The 19,106-nt window shown below is 73.6% G+C and carries 16 protein-coding genes; 7 read left to right on the top strand and 9 right to left on the bottom strand.

What is annotated here, in order from left to right:
* Positions 1-45 precede the first annotated feature (45 nt).
* Entirely contained in the window at positions 46-1,308 is a 1,263-nt protein-coding gene (locus tag ACFC1R_RS32845) for an alpha/beta hydrolase (RefSeq protein WP_375944939.1), read from the bottom strand.
* Between the two features lie 118 nt (positions 1,309-1,426).
* On the opposite strand from ACFC1R_RS32845, the gene ACFC1R_RS32840 reads away from it, so the two are divergent.
* Entirely contained in the window at positions 1,427-1,882 is a 456-nt protein-coding gene (locus tag ACFC1R_RS32840) for a MarR family winged helix-turn-helix transcriptional regulator (protein ID WP_375944937.1), read from the top strand.
* A gap of 225 nt (positions 1,883-2,107) precedes the next feature.
* Positions 2,108-5,812: a hypothetical protein gene (locus ACFC1R_RS32835; RefSeq protein ID WP_375944935.1), complete on the top strand. Its 3,705-nt coding sequence runs from the start codon at positions 2,108-2,110 to the stop codon at positions 5,810-5,812.
* A 200-nt stretch (positions 5,813-6,012) separates the two neighbouring features.
* On the opposite strand, the gene ACFC1R_RS32830 is transcribed toward ACFC1R_RS32835, so the two are convergent.
* Together ACFC1R_RS32830 and ACFC1R_RS32825 are read right to left on the bottom strand one after the other, a co-directional pair.
* Positions 6,013-6,225: a hypothetical protein gene (locus ACFC1R_RS32830; RefSeq protein ID WP_375944934.1), complete on the bottom strand. Its 213-nt coding sequence runs from the start codon at positions 6,223-6,225 to the stop codon at positions 6,013-6,015.
* 103 nt (positions 6,226-6,328) lie between these two features.
* Positions 6,329-7,309 (bottom strand): TetR/AcrR family transcriptional regulator C-terminal domain-containing protein, encoded by a 981-nt coding sequence (locus ACFC1R_RS32825; protein ID WP_375944932.1) that lies wholly within the window; start codon positions 7,307-7,309, stop codon positions 6,329-6,331.
* A gap of 178 nt (positions 7,310-7,487) precedes the next feature.
* On the opposite strand from ACFC1R_RS32825, the gene ACFC1R_RS32820 reads away from it, so the two are divergent.
* Positions 7,488-8,696: an FAD-dependent monooxygenase gene (locus ACFC1R_RS32820; RefSeq protein ID WP_375944930.1), complete on the top strand. Its 1,209-nt coding sequence runs from the start codon at positions 7,488-7,490 to the stop codon at positions 8,694-8,696.
* Positions 8,697-8,956: 260 nt separating this feature from the next.
* The gene (locus ACFC1R_RS32815; protein ID WP_375944928.1) at positions 8,957-9,610 is read left to right on the top strand and encodes an ATP/GTP-binding protein; all 654 of its coding nucleotides are present in this window, start codon (positions 8,957-8,959) and stop codon (positions 9,608-9,610) included.
* 302 nt (positions 9,611-9,912) lie between these two features.
* On the opposite strand, the gene ACFC1R_RS32810 is transcribed toward ACFC1R_RS32815, so the two are convergent.
* The gene (locus tag ACFC1R_RS32810; RefSeq protein ID WP_375944926.1) at positions 9,913-10,389 is read right to left on the bottom strand and encodes a DUF6194 family protein; all 477 of its coding nucleotides are present in this window, start codon (positions 10,387-10,389) and stop codon (positions 9,913-9,915) included.
* Between the two features lie 87 nt (positions 10,390-10,476).
* Between ACFC1R_RS32810 and ACFC1R_RS32805 the strand changes: the two genes are divergently transcribed.
* Entirely contained in the window at positions 10,477-11,199 is a 723-nt protein-coding gene (locus ACFC1R_RS32805; RefSeq protein ID WP_375944924.1) for a MerR family transcriptional regulator, read from the top strand.
* On the opposite strand, the gene ACFC1R_RS32800 is transcribed toward ACFC1R_RS32805, so the two are convergent.
* Positions 11,196-11,807 (bottom strand): hypothetical protein, encoded by a 612-nt coding sequence (locus tag ACFC1R_RS32800; RefSeq protein ID WP_375944922.1) that lies wholly within the window; start codon positions 11,805-11,807, stop codon positions 11,196-11,198. The genes ACFC1R_RS32805 and ACFC1R_RS32800 overlap by 4 nt on opposite strands.
* Before the next feature lie 205 nt (positions 11,808-12,012).
* Positions 12,013-13,596: a PucR family transcriptional regulator gene (locus ACFC1R_RS32795; RefSeq protein ID WP_375944920.1), complete on the bottom strand. Its 1,584-nt coding sequence runs from the start codon at positions 13,594-13,596 to the stop codon at positions 12,013-12,015.
* 163 nt (positions 13,597-13,759) lie between these two features.
* On the opposite strand from ACFC1R_RS32795, the gene ACFC1R_RS32790 reads away from it, so the two are divergent.
* On the top strand, positions 13,760-14,215 hold the full coding sequence (locus tag ACFC1R_RS32790; protein ID WP_375944918.1) for a DUF5990 family protein: 456 nt from the start codon (positions 13,760-13,762) through the stop codon (positions 14,213-14,215).
* Between the two features lie 98 nt (positions 14,216-14,313).
* On the opposite strand, the gene ACFC1R_RS32785 is transcribed toward ACFC1R_RS32790, so the two are convergent.
* The 3 genes from ACFC1R_RS32785 to ACFC1R_RS32775 are packed head-to-tail and all read right to left on the bottom strand — an operon-like array spanning position 14,314 to position 17,157.
* A complete protein-coding gene (locus ACFC1R_RS32785; RefSeq protein ID WP_375944916.1) occupies positions 14,314-15,537 on the bottom strand; it encodes a cytochrome P450 in 1,224 nt (407 codons plus the stop codon).
* Positions 15,538-15,590: 53 nt separating this feature from the next.
* Positions 15,591-16,958: an NAD(P)/FAD-dependent oxidoreductase gene (locus tag ACFC1R_RS32780; protein ID WP_375944914.1), complete on the bottom strand. Its 1,368-nt coding sequence runs from the start codon at positions 16,956-16,958 to the stop codon at positions 15,591-15,593.
* Positions 16,948-17,157: a ferredoxin gene (locus ACFC1R_RS32775; protein WP_375944912.1), complete on the bottom strand. Its 210-nt coding sequence runs from the start codon at positions 17,155-17,157 to the stop codon at positions 16,948-16,950. The genes ACFC1R_RS32780 and ACFC1R_RS32775 overlap by 11 nt, the downstream gene beginning before the upstream one ends.
* Before the next feature lie 525 nt (positions 17,158-17,682).
* Here ACFC1R_RS32775 and ACFC1R_RS32770 point away from each other — a divergent pair.
* Positions 17,683-18,696 (top strand): alcohol dehydrogenase catalytic domain-containing protein, encoded by a 1,014-nt coding sequence (locus ACFC1R_RS32770; RefSeq protein ID WP_375944910.1) that lies wholly within the window; start codon positions 17,683-17,685, stop codon positions 18,694-18,696.
* Positions 18,697-19,106: the final 410 nt, after the last annotated feature.

Raw genomic sequence — 19,106 nt, 5'->3', positions numbered from 1 at the left:
AACGGTGGACGGTGTCCGGGGCGCAGCGGGCGGGCCGACGGCCGGTCAGGCCCCGGCCGCGCGGGCTTCGGCGATCTGGGCGGGCACGGCGCCGAGCCACCAGGTGGGGTTGGCAGTGCCGTCGGTGGTGCGTCCGTCGCGGTGGACGTAGTACCGGACGTCCCGGCCGGGCTCGGCGAACTCGCCCGCCAGCGCGCGCTCGACCCACTCCGCTCCGAGGCGGAAGACCTCGGCGGCGACGCCGCCCAGGGGGTGGAACTCGTTCTCGTAGACGCGCATCTCCTTCGGTGCACGGATCCGCTCGAAGCCGGCCAGCGCCTGCTCCAGCTGGGTGAGTTCGTCGAACTCGCCGATGCCGTACAGGACCGGGCAGGTGATCTGCTCGACCAGGTCGCCGAGCGGCATGCGGGCCACGAGCTCGCGGTCGAAGGCGTCCTCGTCGGTGTAGCCGGCCATGAACATGTAGTTGTTCTTGAAGGTCGGCTGGGCCCGCTCGAAGATGGTCCGGAAGTCGCCGGTCACCGCCTCGAACGCGGCCAGCGCCGCCAGCCGGCCGTCGGTGGCGGCGGCTCGCGAGCCCCAGTACCCGCTCATGCTGATGCCGAACATGCCGATCCGGTCCGGGTCGACCTCGGGCAGCGTGGCCAGGTGGTCGATGTAACGGCCGATGGCCCGCTCGTAGTTGGTGAGGTCGACGGTCAGTCCGCCCGCGCGGGACTCGCCCTGGCCGGGACCCTCGATCGAGAGGGCGACCATGCCGCGCGAGGTGTAGTAGCGCTCTGCGGCGTGGATGTAGTCCTCCTTGATCATGTCCATCCCGGGGCCGAGGATCACGGCCGGCGCGCCGGTGACCTCGCCCGCGGGGAGGTGCAGCAGGGCGTAGAGGTGCTTGCCCTCGAAGTCGAGGACCACCCGGCGGACCCGTCCCTCGCGCAGCGCGCCGATCCGCTCGACGCAGTGGTTGGCCCGCTCGCGCATGGCGGCCTTGCGGGGGTCGGTGGTGTCGAAGACGGAGTACTGGGCCCGGCCCCACATCACGGCGGCCCGCACGTAGAGGTCGGCGGCGGTCCGGGCGAAACCGTTCGCCTCGTGGTGGGCCGCGCGTTCCTCGGCCTGTCCGGCCACGGTCGCCCAGGCCTTGGGCAGCATGGCACCGCTCTTGACCAGGGCGAAGACCTTGTCGAAGTCGGTGTGGTCGTGGCCGAGCTGCTCGAGGGTGCCCTTGGCCTCGGGGTGCAGGGCGTCGAAGCCGCCCTGGGCGAGCGCGATGTCCAGGGCCCAGCTCTGGCCGGTCGAACGGAGAGTCATGACGGGTGTCCTCTCATGGGGTGCATCGAGCACGTCCGGTACTCGGCTGATTGCTAAGTACTTAATCAATAAGTACTTAAGTTAAGCTGGATGTCAACTCACCCCAAGGAGCCGCCGTATGCCCGAACCGCTCGACGCCGCGCACGAACAGGCCCTCGCCCAACTCGCCCGCGCCGCCTACAGTCTGAGCGCCGCCGACGCACGCCTGCGCGGGCGCGCTACCCGCACTCCCGGCGCTCTCTCCCTCGCCCACGCCCGTGCTCTGCGTGTCCTCGCCGAGGAGGGCGCGATGCCGATCGGACGCCTCGCCTCGGCGGTCGAGACCACCGGCGCCGCCACCACCCAGCTGGTCAACGGGCTGGTGACCGCCGGGTACGTCACCCGCGAGCGGCTCCCCCACGACAAGCGCTCGGTGGTGGTCTCACTCACCGACTCCGGACGGCATCGCCACCAGGAACGCGAACGCCTGCTGGCCGACGCCCTGCACGACGCCCTCGCCCACCACGACCCCGCCGCGCTCGGCGCCGCCACCGACGTCCTGCGCCGACTGGCCGACATCTACGACCAGCTCTGATCCCAGGCGACGCCGAAGGAGACCGCCACCGGATCACCGCCGTCACACCGGCCGGGCCATTCGTTCTCCGTGGCCGACGGGGATTCCCGCAGCCGCTCCGGGCCGATCGCGGCGGCCCGGAGCGGGCCTCGCCCGCGCCCCGCGGGGCGGGGACCCTGGCGGGTGACGCGTTGTCAGTGCGGCGTGCTGAGATGTGGGCAGCTGAACCGAACGGGGAGAGACACCATGGACCACCAACGTGCGCACGCCCGCAAGAACGCCGCCGAGCGGCTGAGGGACGTGCTGTGGGTCCTCCTGCCGGGCCTCGGTACCGACCGGGTCGACGAGCTGCGGGCCTCGCTCGGCGACGAGTGGCCCGAGCTGCCGCCCGCCGTGTTGCAGGGGCCCGGTCCGGTCGGTCCGCCGGCCGACCCGGCCGCCGCCGCCCGCGCCGTGCGGGAGTCACTGGCCGGGCCGCGCCGGGCCGGGCTCACCACGGCGGTGGCCGAGGCACGCACCGCCGGTGCGCTCGACGCCGCGCTGGCCCTCGAACTGGTGGAGCGGGCCGGCCCCGCACGACTGCTTCCCGGCCTGCTCGAGGGCGCGGACGACCCGGGGGGCCTGATCGCCGCTCGGCTCGGTGACCTGCTGCGCCGACACCTGGGCGGTGCCCCGGGGCGCTGGCTGGCCGTCCAGGCCGCACTGACCTCGTACCGCGGCACCCTGCCCGAGCTGCTCACCGCGGCCGCACTCACCGCCCCTGATCCCGACGGTCCTGACTGCACCGGCCCCGACCTCGCCGACCCCGAACTCACCGGCCCCGGGCTCTCCCAGGGGTCCGAACCGGCAGCAGCAGGGCCGGCAGCCGTACAGTCGCCGAGCGGCACGGCCGACCGCGCGCTCGCCTTCCTGCTCGGCCACGCCGATCCGGCCGACCTCGCCACCGTCCTGCCGAGGCTCTCCGACCGCACCGTCACCGGGATCCTGGCCGGTGGCACCCTCCCCTCCCCCGCCCTGTGCTCGGCCGTGGCCGCTCACGGCGACACCCGGACGCGGTCCGCGCTCGCCCGGCACCCCCGGGCCGACTCACGGCTGCTCAAGCAGCTGGTCGCCGCCGACGACCCGGCGGTGAACGTCCTCGTCTACCGGCACCCCCGCGCCACCCCGTCGCTGCGCCGCACCATAGCCGCCGGCACGCCGCACACCCCCGGCCGCACCGGGCCCGTGCCGTTGGACGCAGCCGCCCTGCTCGCCGCCGGTGACCTCCCGCAGACGGCGCTGCCGCCACTGATCTGCAGCGGAGACCCCGAGCTCACCGCGCTCGGCCTGTCGGCGGGCCTGCGCAAGGCCGCCGACCGGTACGCGCTGCTCCAGGTGTGGGAGCGCCGCGGCCCCGCAGCCGTCCGGGCCATGCTCGACGACCGGGCGATCCGCCGGACGGTCCACTCGCAGGTCGCCGAGCAGGTCGCCGCCGCGCTCGACGACCCCGACGGCCTGCGGCGGCTACGGGCCCAGGGCGAGCCGTACCACGACCCGGCCGCGCTCGTGCGCGGGCTGCAGAAGTACCGGGGCACGGACACCCTGCGCAGTCTCCTCTCCGAGCCGTACGAGCAGGACTTCCGCGCCATCGTGGCCGGGCACCTGGCGTCGCCGTACATGCCCACCGCCGTCGAGGTGCTGATCCGTCACGAGGAAGCGACCGACGAGGACCGGCGGCTGTTCCGTACCACTCTGCTGAACGACCTCTGGCGGGTGGGCGATCGGATCGTGGGCAACCCCACGCCACCGGCCGAGCGGCTGGCCGCCGAGGAGTTGGACGACCGGCCCGAGTACTGGGCCCTCGAATGCGTCCGCAGCGGCCTGCTCGACCCGGCCCGCCTGGTGGACACCGCCCGTCCGGCCGCCAGCGCGGTGGCCTGCCTGCGGCGGCTCGCGGCCGAGGACGGGCTTCCGGTGCCGGTCGCCGAGCGAGTCTCCCGCCTGGCCGCCGAGCACCTGGGCCGTCCCGCGTCCTGGGTCGCGCTGCTGGAGCGGCTCACCGACTTCCCCGGCACCTTCGCCGAACTGCTGGCGCACGCCGGTGCGGCCGAGCCGTCCGACCGTCCGCTGACGGCGGTCCCGGCCTGGGCGCGGGAGGACGCGGAGGCGGCGCACACCCCGCCCACCGCGCCCAGCGGTTGGCATGAGCGCGCCGCGCTCGCCGCCATCGACCTCCTGATCACGCTCGGCCGCCCGAGCGAGCCGGCGACCGGGCCCGGCCGCCCCCCGGCACCCGAGGACGAAGGCGTCCTCGGCTTCCTGGCCCGTACCGATCCCGACGACCGCCCCGGCCGGCTGCCCGGCTGGCTGGCCACGGCCTGGCCGCAGGCCGTCGACCAGGAGAAGCCGAAGCCCACGGTCGCCCTCGCCGACGCGGACTACCTCTTCGGGCACACGGACGAGGACGGCCTCCTCACCGCGATCTCCGCCTGGCTGCTCTCCCCTCCCGTCCACGCCTGGCAGGAGCGGGCGTTCGTGCCGGCGGCTCAGCGTGCGCTGGCCCGGCTGCTGGAGAAGGAGCTCGGCACCGATCCGCAGTCCTGGCTCAGGCTGCTGACGGTGGCCCAGACCAGGGCCGAGACCACCAAGCTCACCTGGCCCGAGCTGGTCGAGGAGTCCCGCACTGCGGAGATCGCCGGGCCGCAGGTGCTGGCCCCGCCGCTGACCGAGTCCCGAGCCGACGAGCTGCGCCGTCTGCGGAGCTGGGACTGGCCGGCCGGCGAGGCCCTGCTGCACGCGAGTGTCACCGCACTGGAGGCGGTGATGCCCGAGCTCCCCCCGCACACCCCCCGGCTGCTGGCCCTCTACGTCAACGTGCACGACCGGTACCCGGATCCCGTGCTGGAGTACCTGGCGGCACACGGCGACGCAGCGACCGTCCGCGAGCTGGCCGAGCTGCGGTACCCCGGCCTGCCTGCCGCCCGGGTGCGGCAACTGCTGGAGCGGGCCGACCCGGAGGTGAACCTGGCACTCCTGCGCCACCACGGCGACCGCTCGGTGCAGTACCGGGCCGCGGTCCATCCGGTCGGCGGGCTCGCCGGCCTGGTCGGCCCGGTGGACGACTACCGGTTGATCAGCGGGCTGCGGTCGCCGGACCCTGCGATGGTCGAGGTGGTGTTCGCCCGCACCGGCAGGTTCCTCTACCTCCCCGAGCAGTTCCTCGGCGCCTTCCAGCTGCTGTGCTGCGGCGGAGCCGACCGTCTTGCGGCACTGCTCGACACCGGTCTGGTGGGGCCAGCCGCGACCAAGGCCTGCCGCAAGGCGCTGGCCGCCGCAGATCCGGTCCAGGCCCTGCGGGCCCGCACCGAGCGGGAGTTCACCGCAGCGAAGCTGGCCGCCAGGCTGCACGGGCTGCGGCGGTGGGACCACTCGCTGGTCAACCGGTACCTCACCCAGCCCTACCAGGTCGACTGGGCCCTGCTGGAGGCCGAGCACGCCCGCGAGCCGTTCGAGGTCTGGTCCAGCCTGATCAACCATCCGGACACACCCGAGGAGGTCGCCCTCCGGCACCACGACGTCCTCGCCGACACCGGCCGCATCCTCCCGCAGGACACCCCGGCGATCTTCGCCGCCCGCATGCGGAACGGCCTGGCCCGCTGCACCGACGGCGACCTCGCCGTCCTGCTCGACGAGGCCCTCGGCCGCGGCCTGCTGACCGGGCACCAGCTGATACACGACGCCGTGCCCGCCGCCCGCGTGCTGCGCTACCTCTCCGGTGCGCTGGAGCGTTCGGACGCACCCGGCGAGCAGATCCAGCAGGCCGCCGGTGCCCTGCTCGACCTGGTCCGGGCGGTCGAGGACCCGGCGGTCTGGCAGCGGATCTACGGCGGGCTGACCGGCCGCCACGCAGGCTGGGTGGACCGCATCACCGTGGCGCAGCTGATCCGCTGGGGGGCCGAGGGGCAGATGTGAGCGCGGTACGGCGCCGGGGCGCGCGGCGGGGCTCTGGTGACTGGGGTCGAACTGTCCTACGGATCAACCCTGTTGGACGGGCAGGGCGACGGGTGGATCACCGAGGAGGAGCTCCCGTGCGGGCCCGCCGCGGCAAACGCTCGGCGCCCCCGCGACCCGGTACCGTACCGGGTCGCGGGGGCTGGGCTTCCTGCTTCGGATCAGTGAACGCTGGTGGAGGAGGTGACGGCGGGGGCACAGGTCTTCGGCGCGGTGTCGTGATGTCCGGCGAGCCAGAAACCGGTGAGAAGGCCCGCCACGGCGAGGACCCGGTGGCGGTTCTGCTTCCACCACGACGGCGACCCGGCCGCCATGAAACGTAGTTGAGCGTAATCCGGATGCTCCCTGGGCGGGGCGTCCCTGAACAGTCCCATCTCTGGTGAACCTCCTTTCTCAGTGGGAGGGTTCATGACCATACGCTCCGCCGCCGATTGATCGCAGGGATTAAATCCGCTCCGGCCCCGGAGCGTCGGGGGGTCAGCGCCGCCGTTCGAGGAGAGCGGCGATGCCGTCGAGCGTGCACCGGAGGCCGAACTCGAACAACTCGTCGAGGTCGAAGTCGTACCCGGCGGTGCTGAGCCGCTCCAGGGTCGGCAGGCTGCCGGTGGTCAGGATCGCGTCGAGTGCGGGCTCCTGGCTGTCCAGCCACTCCTCGCTGTCGAGGCCGCTGAGCGCCTCCGCCTCGGTCTCCAGCTCGGCGTTGATCGCGGTGCCCCGGATGTGGTTGAAGAGGGTGAGGTGCGCGGTGAAGGCCGTCGACAGGTCGAGGCCGCAGCCGACCAGGCAGGCCAGCACCCACTCGGTGTACGGCAGTGCGCTGGCGATCGGCTGAGGCCGGGTCACCGACAGTGCCGGCGCGAGCCAAGGATGGCGGCGGAACATCGCCCACAGCTGCCGGGCTGCGAGTTCGAGCCGCTCCCGCCAGCCCTCCGGCGGGTCGGCGGGGAGCGGCCATTCGGAGAAGGCCGTGTCCATCATCTGCAGCAGCAGGTCGTCCTTGTCGGACACGTGCCGGTACAGCGACATGGTCGCGGCCCCCAGTTCGGCGGCCACCCGGCGCATCGAGACTGCGGCGAGCCCCTCCTCGTCGGCGACCGCGATGGCCGCGACGACGATCCGCTCGGATGCAAGTGCCTGCTCCGGAGCACCCTTTCGCCGGCTGCGCGCCGCCGTCGGCCGCGCGCCGGCCCCGCCGTCGGCCGGCCCCGCTGCGGCGTCGGTCTGCGCCGCCCGGCCCTCGACGTCCACCACGGTGCCGATCCCCGGCACGGCGCGGACCAGGCCCGCGTGCCGGAGTTCGGTGAGCACCCGGGTGGCGGTCGCCATCGCGACACCCCACCGCCGGGTGATCTCGCGGGTGGAGGGGACCCGGTCTCCCGGTGCCAGCTCGCCCGTCTCGATGCGCTGTCGCAGTTCCGCGACGATCTGGCTGTAGCGCGGTACGTCCTGCCGGTCCACGATTTCCCTCCGCACTAGTGCACCGATGAGTGCACCACCTGGCTCCAATGTCGGGGCAACACCCCGGACGGCTGCCCGAACATCCTCACAGCACTAGTGCACTAATCAGTCAATTACCCTGGAAAACAAGGGACTAACGGCTTGCACTGCACTATGCGTACGCCATACATTCAGCGCTATGCAGAACACCGAGATACTCGTCTCCGGCGGCGGCATCGCCGGGCCCGCACTTGCGTACTGGCTAAGCAGGGCAGGCTTCACCGTGACCGTCGTCGAGCGCGCACCGGCCCCCAGGCCTGGCGGCCAGACCGTGGACCTGCGCGGCGCCGGCCGCACCGTGATCTCCCGGATGGGCCTGATGGAGCAGGCACGGGCCCTGAGTGTCGACCAGCGCGGCCTCGCGCTGGTCGACGCCTCCGGCCGGATCACCGCACGGATGCCGGCCGACAGCTTCGGCGGCGAGGGGATCGTCTCCGAGATCGAGATCCTCCGGGGTGACCTGGGCGACCTGCTGTACGGGGCGACCCGACAGGACGTGGAGTACCTGTTCGACGACAGCATCACCGGGCTCGACCAGGACGATCGCGGAGTCACCGTCACCTTCGAACGGGCCGCCCCGCGCCGGTTCGGGCTGGTCGTCGGCGCCGACGGGCTGCACTCCGCGGTGCGGGCACTGGCCTTCGGCCCGGAGTCGGACCACGTCCGCCCGCTGGACGTCTACACCGCCTGGTACACCGCCACCGAGACCATGGACCTCGACGGCTGGTACCTGATGCACAACGCACCCGGCGGACTCGTCGCCTCCGCCCGGCCTGGGCGCCTGCCCGGCGAGGTCAAGGCCGGCCTCAGCTTCCGGTCCGCGCCGATCGACTACGACCGCCGCGACACCGCGGCCCAGCGGGAGCTGCTGGCCCGGCGCTTCGCCCGGGTCGGATGGGAGGTGCCGCGACTGCTGCGGGCGATGCACACCGCGTCCGACTTCCACTTCGACTCCATGGGCCAGGTGCACCTCGACCACTGGTCGCGCGGCCGGGCGGTGCTGCTCGGCGACGCCGGATACTGCGCCACCCCGCTCACCGGCCTGGGCACCAGCCTGGCCCTGGTCGGCGCCTACGTGCTGGCCGGTGAACTGGCCGCCGCCGAGGGCGAGCACCGCGTCGCCTTCCGCAGCTACGACCGGATCATGCGCCCGTACGTGGACCAGGCCCAGCAACTGCCGCCCGGCGGCGCCTCGGGGTACGCACCGTCCAGCGCACTCGCCATCCGCCTGCGGGCCGCCTCGATGCGCTCGATGACCCGTTGGCCGATGCGGAACCTGCTGGCCGCGCAGTTCGCCAAGGCCGGGGACATCGCCCTGCCCGACTACGGCCGACTGACCGTACGGTAGCCGCCGGACCGCGGTGTACCCGCCGGCCTGGCCGCGAGTGGGCGTCAACGTCCTTCGGTGGTCTGGCAGTCGACTCCGCACGGCCGGCCGATCGCGCCCCGGGTGTCCCCGGTCGGCTCCGCTCCGGGGCCGGCGGTCCGGACGGCGCCGATCACCGCAGCTCCGATCACCGCAGCTCCGATCGTCGCCGATCATCGCCGATGATGGACCTCGGACCGGATCCGATCCAGGGGCTCGCGGACACGATGAACAGGCTGGACATGGAAGCACTGAACGAGGAGACCACGGTGCGGGAGCGGCCGACGGCGGTCGTCGTCCGGCCGCGCGGGCTGCTGGACCTGCGCGCGCAGGCCGGCGCCCCGGTGACGCTGTCCTACCCGGCGGGCTCGGTGGTGGTGGTCTCCGGCCTGCCGGGGAGTGGCAAGAGCACCCTGCTGCGGCGCTGGTCCCGGACCGCACCGGTGGTCGACCCGCGTGCCGCTCACCTCGCCTGGCAGGCCGTCATGCCCGGCTGGCTTCCCTACGCCGTCTACCGTCCCGGGGCACGGCTCGACCACTTCGTGCGGATGACGGCCCGGGCCAGGACCGGGGATCCGCTGCTGGTCCACGACTGCGGAAGCAGCGCGTGGATGCGCCGCTGGCTGTCCCTGGCCGTCGGGAGCCGGGGGCGCGAACTGCACCTCGTCCTCCTGGACGTCGGCGCCGCCGAGTCCCTGGCCGGCCAGCGGGCCCGGGGTCGCCGGGCGTCCGGCCGGGTCTTCGCCCGGCACCGGCGGGGACTCGACCTGCTGCTGCGGGGGCTCGCCCGGGACCCTGCGGGTACGGTGCCGGAGGCGGCCTCCGTGGTGCTGCTCGACCGGGTGTCGCGGGAACGCATGGCAACGGTGGAATTCGGCGGGGCAGCGACGACCTGACGGCCCGCCCGCCCGCACCGCGCGGGGTACGCCTGCGGACCGTACGGCGGGGCAGGGACGGTGGCCGCGCGCACCGGTCGTGCCCGTGGGTGGGCCTCCCGTCACACATGCTCCGGAGGAGCCCGTCGCCGAACTCCCCGGCCCCTGACGTCGTACGGCTAGGGCCGACGGACGTGACCCCGGCAGCTGCCCAAGGCAAGCCGGACCTCCGAACGCCTGCCGAGCGCTCAAAGGAGCGATTCCGGTCCCGTCCCGCCTCTCCCCCACCGGCCGGCGGACGGGCGGTCCCGCAGCCGGGGGACTCATCGCGCCGTGGATCCAGCGCGTCGCTCATGGCGTGAGCGTGCGAAGTGGTAGGCCGCACGGAGCAGTTCGCGGGTTGCCGTTTCGGTGCGCGAGCCGGGGTTCACCACTGCCAGCCAGCCGGCGGTGCCGTAGACGGGGTGCGCGATCACGGTGTCGGCGGCGCTGGGGTCGACCTCGGTGGGGGCTGGTTCGCGTGGCGCGTGACCGGCCCACCGGATGAACGCCTCCTTCCCGGCAAGGACGTTCACGCGGAAGGTGTCCGGACGGTCCAGACGTGACGCCTCGTCACCGGGATAGTTCTTGGTCACGACGGTCGCGAACGGTTGGGTCGTCGTCGGGGTGACGCCATCAGGTGCGTAGTAGAAGAACGTGTCGCCCCAGCTGATCTCCGGCGAACCGTCGCCGGGTGCCGGCCTGACGGTCAGGACGCCGTCGAGGCCGTCCACGGAGCTGATGATCTCGTCTATGGTCATGTGCTCCAGCGTTGCATTGAAGTGCTTGTGGAGACTTCGGGACCGTGATGGAGGGGCTTCAGAATGCCGAGTCTCAAATCGAGGGACATGCGCACCGTCGATGTCGCGCGGCGGGCCGGGTACTCCGTTCAACAGGTTCGCAATCTCGAGCGCGACGGTGTGCTTCCGCCGGCGGCGCGCACGGCCGCGGGCTACCGGATCTACGGAGAGGTGCATCTGCAGTCCGCACTGGCCTACCGCGCCCTCGCGTCGGGCGCGGGCCCGACCGAGGCCAGGAAGATCGTTCGGGCCGTTCACCGGTTCCCCGCCTCGCAGGTGGTGCTCGCCCTTCTCGACGCGGCGCACGCCCGGCTCGACGCAGAACGCACGGAGCTGAGGCAGGCCGAGGAGGCTGCCCGGGCGATCTCCGGCGAACCGATCGAGGACGTACGCGCATCGGACTCGATGAGCGTCTCCGAACTCGCCGCCGCTCTCGGCGTGCGCCCTTCGACGTTGCGGCACTGGGATGCCGAGGGTCTCGTCGTCCCCGACCGCGACCCCGCGCGAGGAACGCGACGATACACACCGGCCCAGGTGCGGGATGCCCGGATCGTTCACCAGCTGCGCAAGGCCGGTTACCGCGTAGCACCCCTTCGGGCCCTCATGCCGGAGGTGCGGCGCGCCCGCCGTCCGGAGGACCTCGCCTCCGCGCTGGCGGCCAGGGACGCCAGCATCGCGACTCGCTCCAAGGCTCTCCTCGACGGTGCCGCCGCGCTCAGTGCCGTGCTCTCGCCGGCCGCATCGGCACCCCCGGCGTCGTCCGCCGGCTAGCCGCCGTACAGGGGGATGTTCACGCCCACGACGGCGTAGCCGTACTTCTGGAAGGCCTCGTACCGGGTGAAGGGGACCTCGTCGAAACCGGCTGCGACCACCACGGCTGGTGCGCCGTTGCCCGGTCCGACCGTGATCCCGGGGAGTTCCGCGATGCCCTCGGCGTCCAGGAGGAGCTCGCCGAAGCGGCGACCGTCGGCGAACCGGGAGCCGGTCTCCGAGTCCAGCGAGATCCAGATCCGCTGCCCGGCGACCGGCGTGCCGCCGAAGTCGAAGCGCTCTCCGTCCGTTCCGTGCAGCGGCTCGCCCGCCACCACCGGCCGGTCGGTGCGGGCCAGGCGCACCACCACCGAACCGGGCGGCAGCACCTGCCCGGCCGAAACCCGGCGCGGTACCGCCCGGTTGACCGTGATCCGGTAGAGGTCGCCGTCGTGGCAGCTGGTCTGGGTCATCCGGAACCAGCCGCCGTCGGTGTCCTCGATGTCGAGTGCCCGGCCGTCGCGGACGTCGGTCCGGCCGTCGGCGTGGAGGGACCGGTGGACCTCGACGTACGGGAAGAAGTCCTCGTCGCGGGTACGCGTACGGACCGAGGCGGTGGTCGTGCTCATCTGCGGTCGACTCCTGTCAGGACGGTTCCACGGGCCCGGCAGGGCCCCTGTCACCGACCGTAATCCCCGGTGCCGCCCGTCCGGGTGTGCACGGTGAACACCCGGACCGGCGTGACTGGGCGCCGCGCACGTCCCCGGGGCGGGCGCGGCAGGTGCGACCGGCGGGCGCGGCAGGCGTGACCGGCAGGCGCGGCAGGTGGTCCGTTCAGCCCGGGCGCCCCGGCTCGTTCCCGGTGCCGGCGCGCGCGATGGCCTGGAGGGCGATCAGGAGCTCGGCACGGTCGACCGCGTCGTCCAGGTCGTGGTCGACCAACTGCCGGATGCGCTGGAGGCGTTGACGTACCGTGTTGCGGTGCACGCCGAGCTCGGCCGCCGCGTCCTTCAGCGATCCGGCGTGGGCGAGCCAGGCCCGCACGGTGGCCAGGTCCTCCGGTTCGCCCTCCAGCAGCGGGCGCAGCACGCGGGCCGCCCAGTGGTGCATCCGCTCCTCGCCGAGGAGTTCGAGCAGCCGTCCCCGGGAGAGGTCCTCGAACCGCACCGCGCGGCCGCTCGCCCGGGCGGCGGTCAGGGCCTGCTCGGCCTCGGCGAGTCCGGTGGTCAGGCCGGCCAGTTCGCGGGGCTCCGAGCTGCCCAGCACGCCCTCGGCCCGGGCGGCGATCTCGGGCAGCACCTGCTCCAGGTGGCCGCCCGCGGTGGCGAGGACCACCAGCGTGTTCGGCTGAGCGGCCGGCCGACCCGGCTCCGGGGACGACCCGCCCGACTGCGGGGGCCGCTCCTGCGGCGCGGCGGACAGCTGCCCCTCGCGACCGCGGGCGGCCGCCGCCGCGCAGGCCAGCAGCACCGTGTCCAGTCGGCGTGGCTCGAGCTCCAGCAGGTGCACCCGCAGCGGCGGAGCCGGGAGCTGTTCGGCGAGCTCGCCGAGGACGGCCTCGGCCTCGGCGAACCGTCCGGCGAGCAGCAGGTTCAACACGGCACTGTGCAGACGGCGTTCCGCCCGGTACTGGCCACGCGAGCGCTCCAGCCGGACGGTGAGCAGGCAGGCGGCCGTGTCGATGGCCGCGAAGGCGTACGAGTCCAGCTCGTGTCCGTGTCCCACCACGAGCAGCCCGCGGACCCGGTCCACGCCGAGGGTCTGGAGCTGGACCGCGTCGTCGTCCACCCGCACCGCCGCGGCGGTGCGCGGTCCGGTGCGCGCCAGGTAGCCGAACTGTTCGCCGAGCTGCGCCAGTCGGCGTACCGCGTGGTGCGGCGAGGCGTGCACCGCCTTGCCCGTCGGACTGGCCAGCACCACCCAGCCGTCGACCGCCTTCGCCAGCTGCATGACGATCCGCCGGGCGCCGTCGTCCGAGGCGGCCGCTCTGGTGAGCTCCTGGGCCGTCCGGTGCAGGGCCTGGGACCTGGCGTTCTCCTCGGCCGCGAGCGCCGTCGCGACCGCCCTGGTCACCGCGATGAACGGGGTGGACTGCGGCACCTCGAACAGCGGCATGGCGTGCCGGCGGGCCGCCTCGACCAGCTCCGGCGGACATCCCGTCAACCGCTGGGTGGCGTCGTAGCCGAACCCGAGCGCGCACACCCCGGCCGCGCGCAGCCGCCGCACGTACTCGTCCGTCGCGGCCGGGTCGCGCGGCAGCAGCCAGGTCGTCAGCAGGACCAGGCCCTGTTCCAGGAACGGCGTCGGGTCCTCCAGATCGCTGACGTGCACCCACTGCACCGGCGCGCGGGGGCTGTCGCCCTCGGCGAGCAGCCGTAGCCCGAGCGACCGGTCGGCCAGCAGATCCTCAAGCGTCACCGGCACCCTCGCCCCACCTCCTGATCGTGACGTCCCCGACTGTACGGGCCCTGCGGTGGTGCGGGCCTCGCGAGCGGACGGCCCGCCGGCGCAACGGCGGGGTGATGGCGACGGGACGGCGGGGTGACGGCGAGGGGTGGCGGGGCAGCGGGATGATGGCGTCATGCAGATCCGCATCGAAGCGTTCGACCTGCCCGGACGCGCCTGTGGGCCGGGGCCCGGCTTCCCCGGCGCGGAGAACATCCACGTCGCCGTCCAGCGCCGGGAGCGGCCGGGCGAGCTCCTCGATCCGCAGCCCGGTGACGCCGCGTCGGCGTCCTGGACCCTCGACTGCACCGCGACGCCCTCGCCGGCCGGGGTGGACGTCAGAGGTCCGTACGTCCAGGGTCGGCCGGGCGGGCGGTTCGTCTACCTGTCCTGGGGCAGCGTCGACGGACAGGGGGCCTTCACCGTGTTCCGCCGGGCGAAGCTGATGCTCGACGACGTCGACCCGGCCGTCGTCGAGGCCGCCGTACGGTCAGGGCGGCTCGTGGCCCGGCTGCCGCTGACCGATGCCGAGGGCCACCCGCTGTGCGCCCGGGTCCGGCCGCCGCTGGTCACCTGGTCCGCCGCACCCTGACCGGACCTGCCGGACCTGTCCGGACCGACCGGCCCGTACCTGAGCCGTCCCGAGCCGACCTGAACCGCCGCGAGCCGCCGTCGTCGGCGGCCCGTGGCTCAGGCCCGCGTTCCGCCGTACTCGACGAGCAGGTGCCGGGGGCCGCGCAGGATCGGGCTGCGCCGGTACGGGGGCGGATCCTCGGCGAGACGCGGAGCGTCGAGGCGGCGGACCAGCTCGGCCAGTGCGATCTGCGCCTCGACCCGGGCGAGCGGTGCGCCGAAGCAGCTGTGGACGCCGCTGCCGAAGCCGAGGTGCTGGTTGTCCTGGCGGGCCGGGTCGAAGCGGTCGGGCTCGTGGAACCTCAGCGGGTCGCGGTTGCCGGAGGCGAGCACCAGGATGAGCGGCGAGCCCCTGGGGACGGTGACACCGGCGACCTCGACGTCGGTCAGCGGGGTGCGCTGCGGCAGCAGCTGGACGGGGGGTTCGAAGCGCAGCAGTTCCTCCACCGCCCGGGGCATCAGCGCGGGTTCGCGGCGCAGCAGGTCCAGCGCCTCGGGGTGGCGCAGCAGGGTGAGCATGCCGTTGGTGATCAGGTTGACGGTCGTCTCGTGTCCGGCGATGAGCAGCAGGACCGAGGTGGTCATCAGTTCCTCCCGGGTGAAACCGCCGTCGGGGCCCGGGTCGTTGACGAACGCGGCGAGCAGGTCGTCGGAGTGCGTGCCCCGCCGGTTGTCGGCGAGGTCGCCGAGGTACTCGCCCATCGCACCCCGGGCGTCCAGACCGGCGCGGCGGCGTTCCGTCGGGTCGGTGCCGGGGGTGGGGTCGAAGCTGTCGATGATCGTCTGCGACCAGGCGTGGAACCGTGGCTCGTCCTCGCGCGGCACACCCAGTACCCGGCAGATCACGGTGACCGGGAGCGGGTAGGCGAAGTCGTCGACGAGGTCGACCCGGTCCCGGTTCCGGAAGGAGTCGATCAACTCCCCGGCCACCTTGACGATTTCGTCGTTCATGGCGTCGACCCGGCCGGGGGTGTGGGGCGGGCCGAAGGGCCGCATGGCGATCCTGCGCAGCCGGTCGTGCTCGGGGTCGTCGAGACCGATGAAGGAGACCGGCATCCCCTCCCGTCCGAGCGCGAACTCGTCCGGGTCGGTGCGGTTGCGCTGGTCCGAGCTGATCCTGGGGTCGTGGAGCAGCTCGGCGATCTCGTGGTAGGTGCCCACCAGATAGCTGCCGTCCTCCTGGCGGGCCACTCTGTGCTCCCTGAGTTCGGCGTAGAGCGGGTAGGGGTCGGCGCGGGTGGCGTAGTCGGTGATCCGGCGGTACAGCGTGTCGGCGGCCATGCGCGGGGCTCCTGGTCGGTGGGCGTTGGCGTGGTCGGTCGGCGGCCGGTGGTTCAGCCGGACCAGCGCATCAGGGTCAGGCGCCGGTCCGGCTGGTGGCCGGTGAGCGCGACGGTCGGGCCGTGTGAGAGCAGTTTCGGATCGGGCACGTCGGAGGGGACGGGGGTGCTCGACGCGGGCCGGTCGACGGTGGCCGGTCCGGGCGGGAACGGTGCGGCGGTCTCGATCAGCCGCTGGTAGTGCTCCAGCCACTTGGCCCGGTTCACGCTGACGGCGGCGGTGATCCGGCCCCGGTAGCCGTAGACGGCGACGAGCCGGCGCTCCTCCAGCGAGCCCTGAGCGATGACCACCTGGTCGGAGAAGGTGGGCACGCCGACGGACTTGATGTTGAGGCCGAACTGGCTGGACCAGAAGGCGGGCACGGCCAGGTGCGGGCGGCGGAGCGGTCCCGGGTTGACCATGTTGTGGGCGGCCACCCCGGCCTGCTCGACCGCGTTGCCCCAGTGTTCGAGGGAGAGCATCTGGTACTCGAACAGCGGGTGCGGGAAGCGTGCGACGTCGCCGGCGACGAAGATGTCGTCGGTGACGATTCCGTACATGTCGAAGGCGCGGCAGCCCGCGTCGCAGGCCACGCCCCGCGGGCCGGCGGCGAGTCCCGACGAGTCCAGCCACTCGGTGTTGCGCATCGCACCCAGGGCGACCACGGCGATGTCCGCCTCGATCCGGCTGCCGTCGGAGAGTTCGGCGCCGGTGAGCCGGCCGTTGCGGCCGTTCAGTGCGCGGACCGTCACCCCGCACCGCAGGTCGACGCCGTGGGCGAGCTGGAGCCGGGCGGCGAGGGCGCCGAGCGCACCGCCGAGTGCACCGACCAGCGGTGCGGGGCCGCGCTCGGCGACGGTCACCTCCAGGCCGCGCTCCCGACAGGCGGAGGCGATCTCGGAGCCGGTGAACCCGGCGCCGATCACCAGGACGCGTCGCGGCCCGGCGTCGAACCGCTCGGCCAGGCGGGCGGCGTCGTCGCTCGTCCGCAGGGTGAACACCCCGTCCAGGGCTCCCTCTTCGGGGTTCGGCCAGGGGCGAGCGCGGGTGCCGGTGGCGATCAACAGCCGGTCGTAGGGCAGCTGTTCGCCGTCGGCGAGCACGACGCGCCTGCCGATCGGATCGACCCCGGTGGCGCGCGTGCCGAGCTTCCACCGCGCGTCCACCTCGCGGCGCCGGGGCAGCCCGGTGTCCTCGGCGCGCACCCGGCCGAGCAGTACCTGCTTGGACAGCGGCGGCCTGTCGTAGGGGAGTTGGTTCTCCTCGCCGACCATCGTCAGCGAACCGGTGAAGCCCTCGTCGCGCAGCTTCTCGGCGGCGCGCAGTCCCGCCAGCGACGCGCCGACGACGACGATCCGGCCGTTCCTGAGGTCAGTGGACACCGGGTCCCGCCTCCTCCTCGACCAGGATGGCCTGCACCGGGCAGGCCGCTGCGGCCCGCCGGACCCGCTCGCCCTGGTCGTCCGGGGCCGCCGGGGTGTACCTCAGGGCCTCCTCGCCATGCATCTCGAACACCTGCGGGGCGAGGAACGCGCACTGCGCATAGCCCTGACAGCGGTTGAGGTCGACGACGATCTTCATCCCGGGTCACTCCTCCCAGCGCGGGCAACCCCACGTCTGGCTCCGTCCTACTACCACCCGGGGAGCGGCGCGGCCGCTGCTGCTCCGCCGGAGGGGTCACGCAGGGTCGCCGCGCCCCGGCCGCGACCGAGACGCGGGCCGGGCGGGAACCGGGGCGCGGACCGGCGCGGGCGGGAACCGGGGCAGGCGCGCGGGCGCGGACCGGCGCGAGCGCGCGGGTTCGCGGGCGCGCGGGTTCGCGGGCGCGCGGGTTGCCGGACGGTGGGGGTGACCCGATGCTGGAGCCGCGGGTTGTGCGACCACGCCGGAGGCGGTGCGCGCCCACTCCACCACCGGTACGTCAGTGCCGCACCCCGCTACCCGTACCCGCACCCCGTGCGCCGGTGCCGGCGCCGTGGCCTCCCCGGTGATCACGGCGAGTTCCGGGAACTCCGTGGTTCAGAAGGGCTCAGTCATGTCGTTGGAAGGCAAGGTCGCGCTCGTCACCGGTCCGCCCAAGGAGCCGGGCAGGGACAGGAGTTGGCGATGAACGCGGCCACCATGCGGGCCGTCCAGGCCGTCCGGGCCGGCGCGTCCTTCGCGGTCACCCGCCTCCCGGTTCCCGAGCCGGGGCCGGGAGCGGTCCGGATCAAGGTGCACGCGTGCGGGGTCTGCGGCGGGGAGAACCTCGCCCGGCTGGGCCTGCTCGGCGTCAAGCTGCCCCGGGTGCCCGGACACGAGATCGCCGGCACCGTCGACGCCGCCGGGCCCGGCGTCACCGTCTGGAAACCCGGCGACCGGGTCGGCGTCGGCTGGCACGGCGGCAGCTGCTTCGTCTGTGACAGCTGCCGTGCGGGCGACTTCGTGAACTGCGCCGACCGCAGGATCGTGGGGCTGCACTACGACGGCGGCTACGCCGAGTACGTCGTCGCGCCGCAGGACGCCCTCGCCCGGATCCCGGCTGCGCTCTCCTTCGAGGAGGCCGGTCCGCTGATGTGCGCCGGCGTCACGACGTTCAGCGCCCTGCGGCACTGCGGGGCCCGTCCGGGTGACACCGTCGCCGTCCAGGGCATCGGCGGTCTCGGGCACCTGGCCGTGCAGTTCGCGGACCGGATGGGCTTCCGGACCGTCGCCGTCAACCGGGGCCGGGACAAGGAGCCGATCGCCCGCCAGCTCGGTGCCGACGAGTACATCGACAGCACCGAGGACAAGAGCCCCGGCGAGGTCCTCGGCAGGCTCGGCGGCGCGGCGGCGGTCATCTCCACGGTCGGCTCCAGCCCCGCACAGGCCGACCTCGTCCAGGGCCTCTCCCCCAACGGACGCCTGGTCGTCATCGCCACCGACCACGAGCCGCTCGCGCTCGGGCCCGAACTGCTCGTCCTCGGTCGCCGCGTGGTGGCCGGCTGGTACAGCGGCCACGCCAAGGACAGCGAGGAGACCATGGCCTTCGCCGCGCTCAAGGGCATCCGCCCGATGGTGGAGACCCGCCCCCTGGAGGACGCCGAGGCGGCCTTCCGCGACATGGGCTCGGCACGGTTCCGGACCGTCCTGACCCTGTAGCTGCCCCGCCCGGCACCGGCACCGGCACCGGCACCGGCCGGAGCGGGGGCTCCGTCCCGGGCGGGGCTCCGGTCTCGGCGCCTGCTCCGGCCTCGGCGCCTGCTCCGGCCTCGGTGCCTGCTCCGGTCGGCCTGCGGCCTGCCTTCGTCGGAGCGAACTCGGGCCGGTCCCGTCCGCCGGGCTTCCGTGCCGCGCACGAGGGGTTTCCCTGTCGTCCGTCGCGAGAGGAAACGGGAAACCCATGGACCGGGGCCCGGGGCGGCGACGAGGCTGCTGGCAGCGGGCGGTCCGGCCGGATCGTCACGGAGCGAAGCACAGGAGGATTCCCAATGACGCTGTCAAGCTGTCTTGAGGGGCTCTCGGGAGCTGTCTCACGCCGCAGCGGCAGCTGGCTCGGGTGGCCGGGCATC

Origin of the sequence: Kitasatospora sp. NPDC056138, from assembly GCF_042264695.1 — a bacterium.
Taxonomy (GTDB): domain Bacteria; phylum Actinomycetota; class Actinomycetes; order Streptomycetales; family Streptomycetaceae; genus Kitasatospora.
This window is presented reverse-complemented; position numbering and strand designations above follow the sequence as displayed.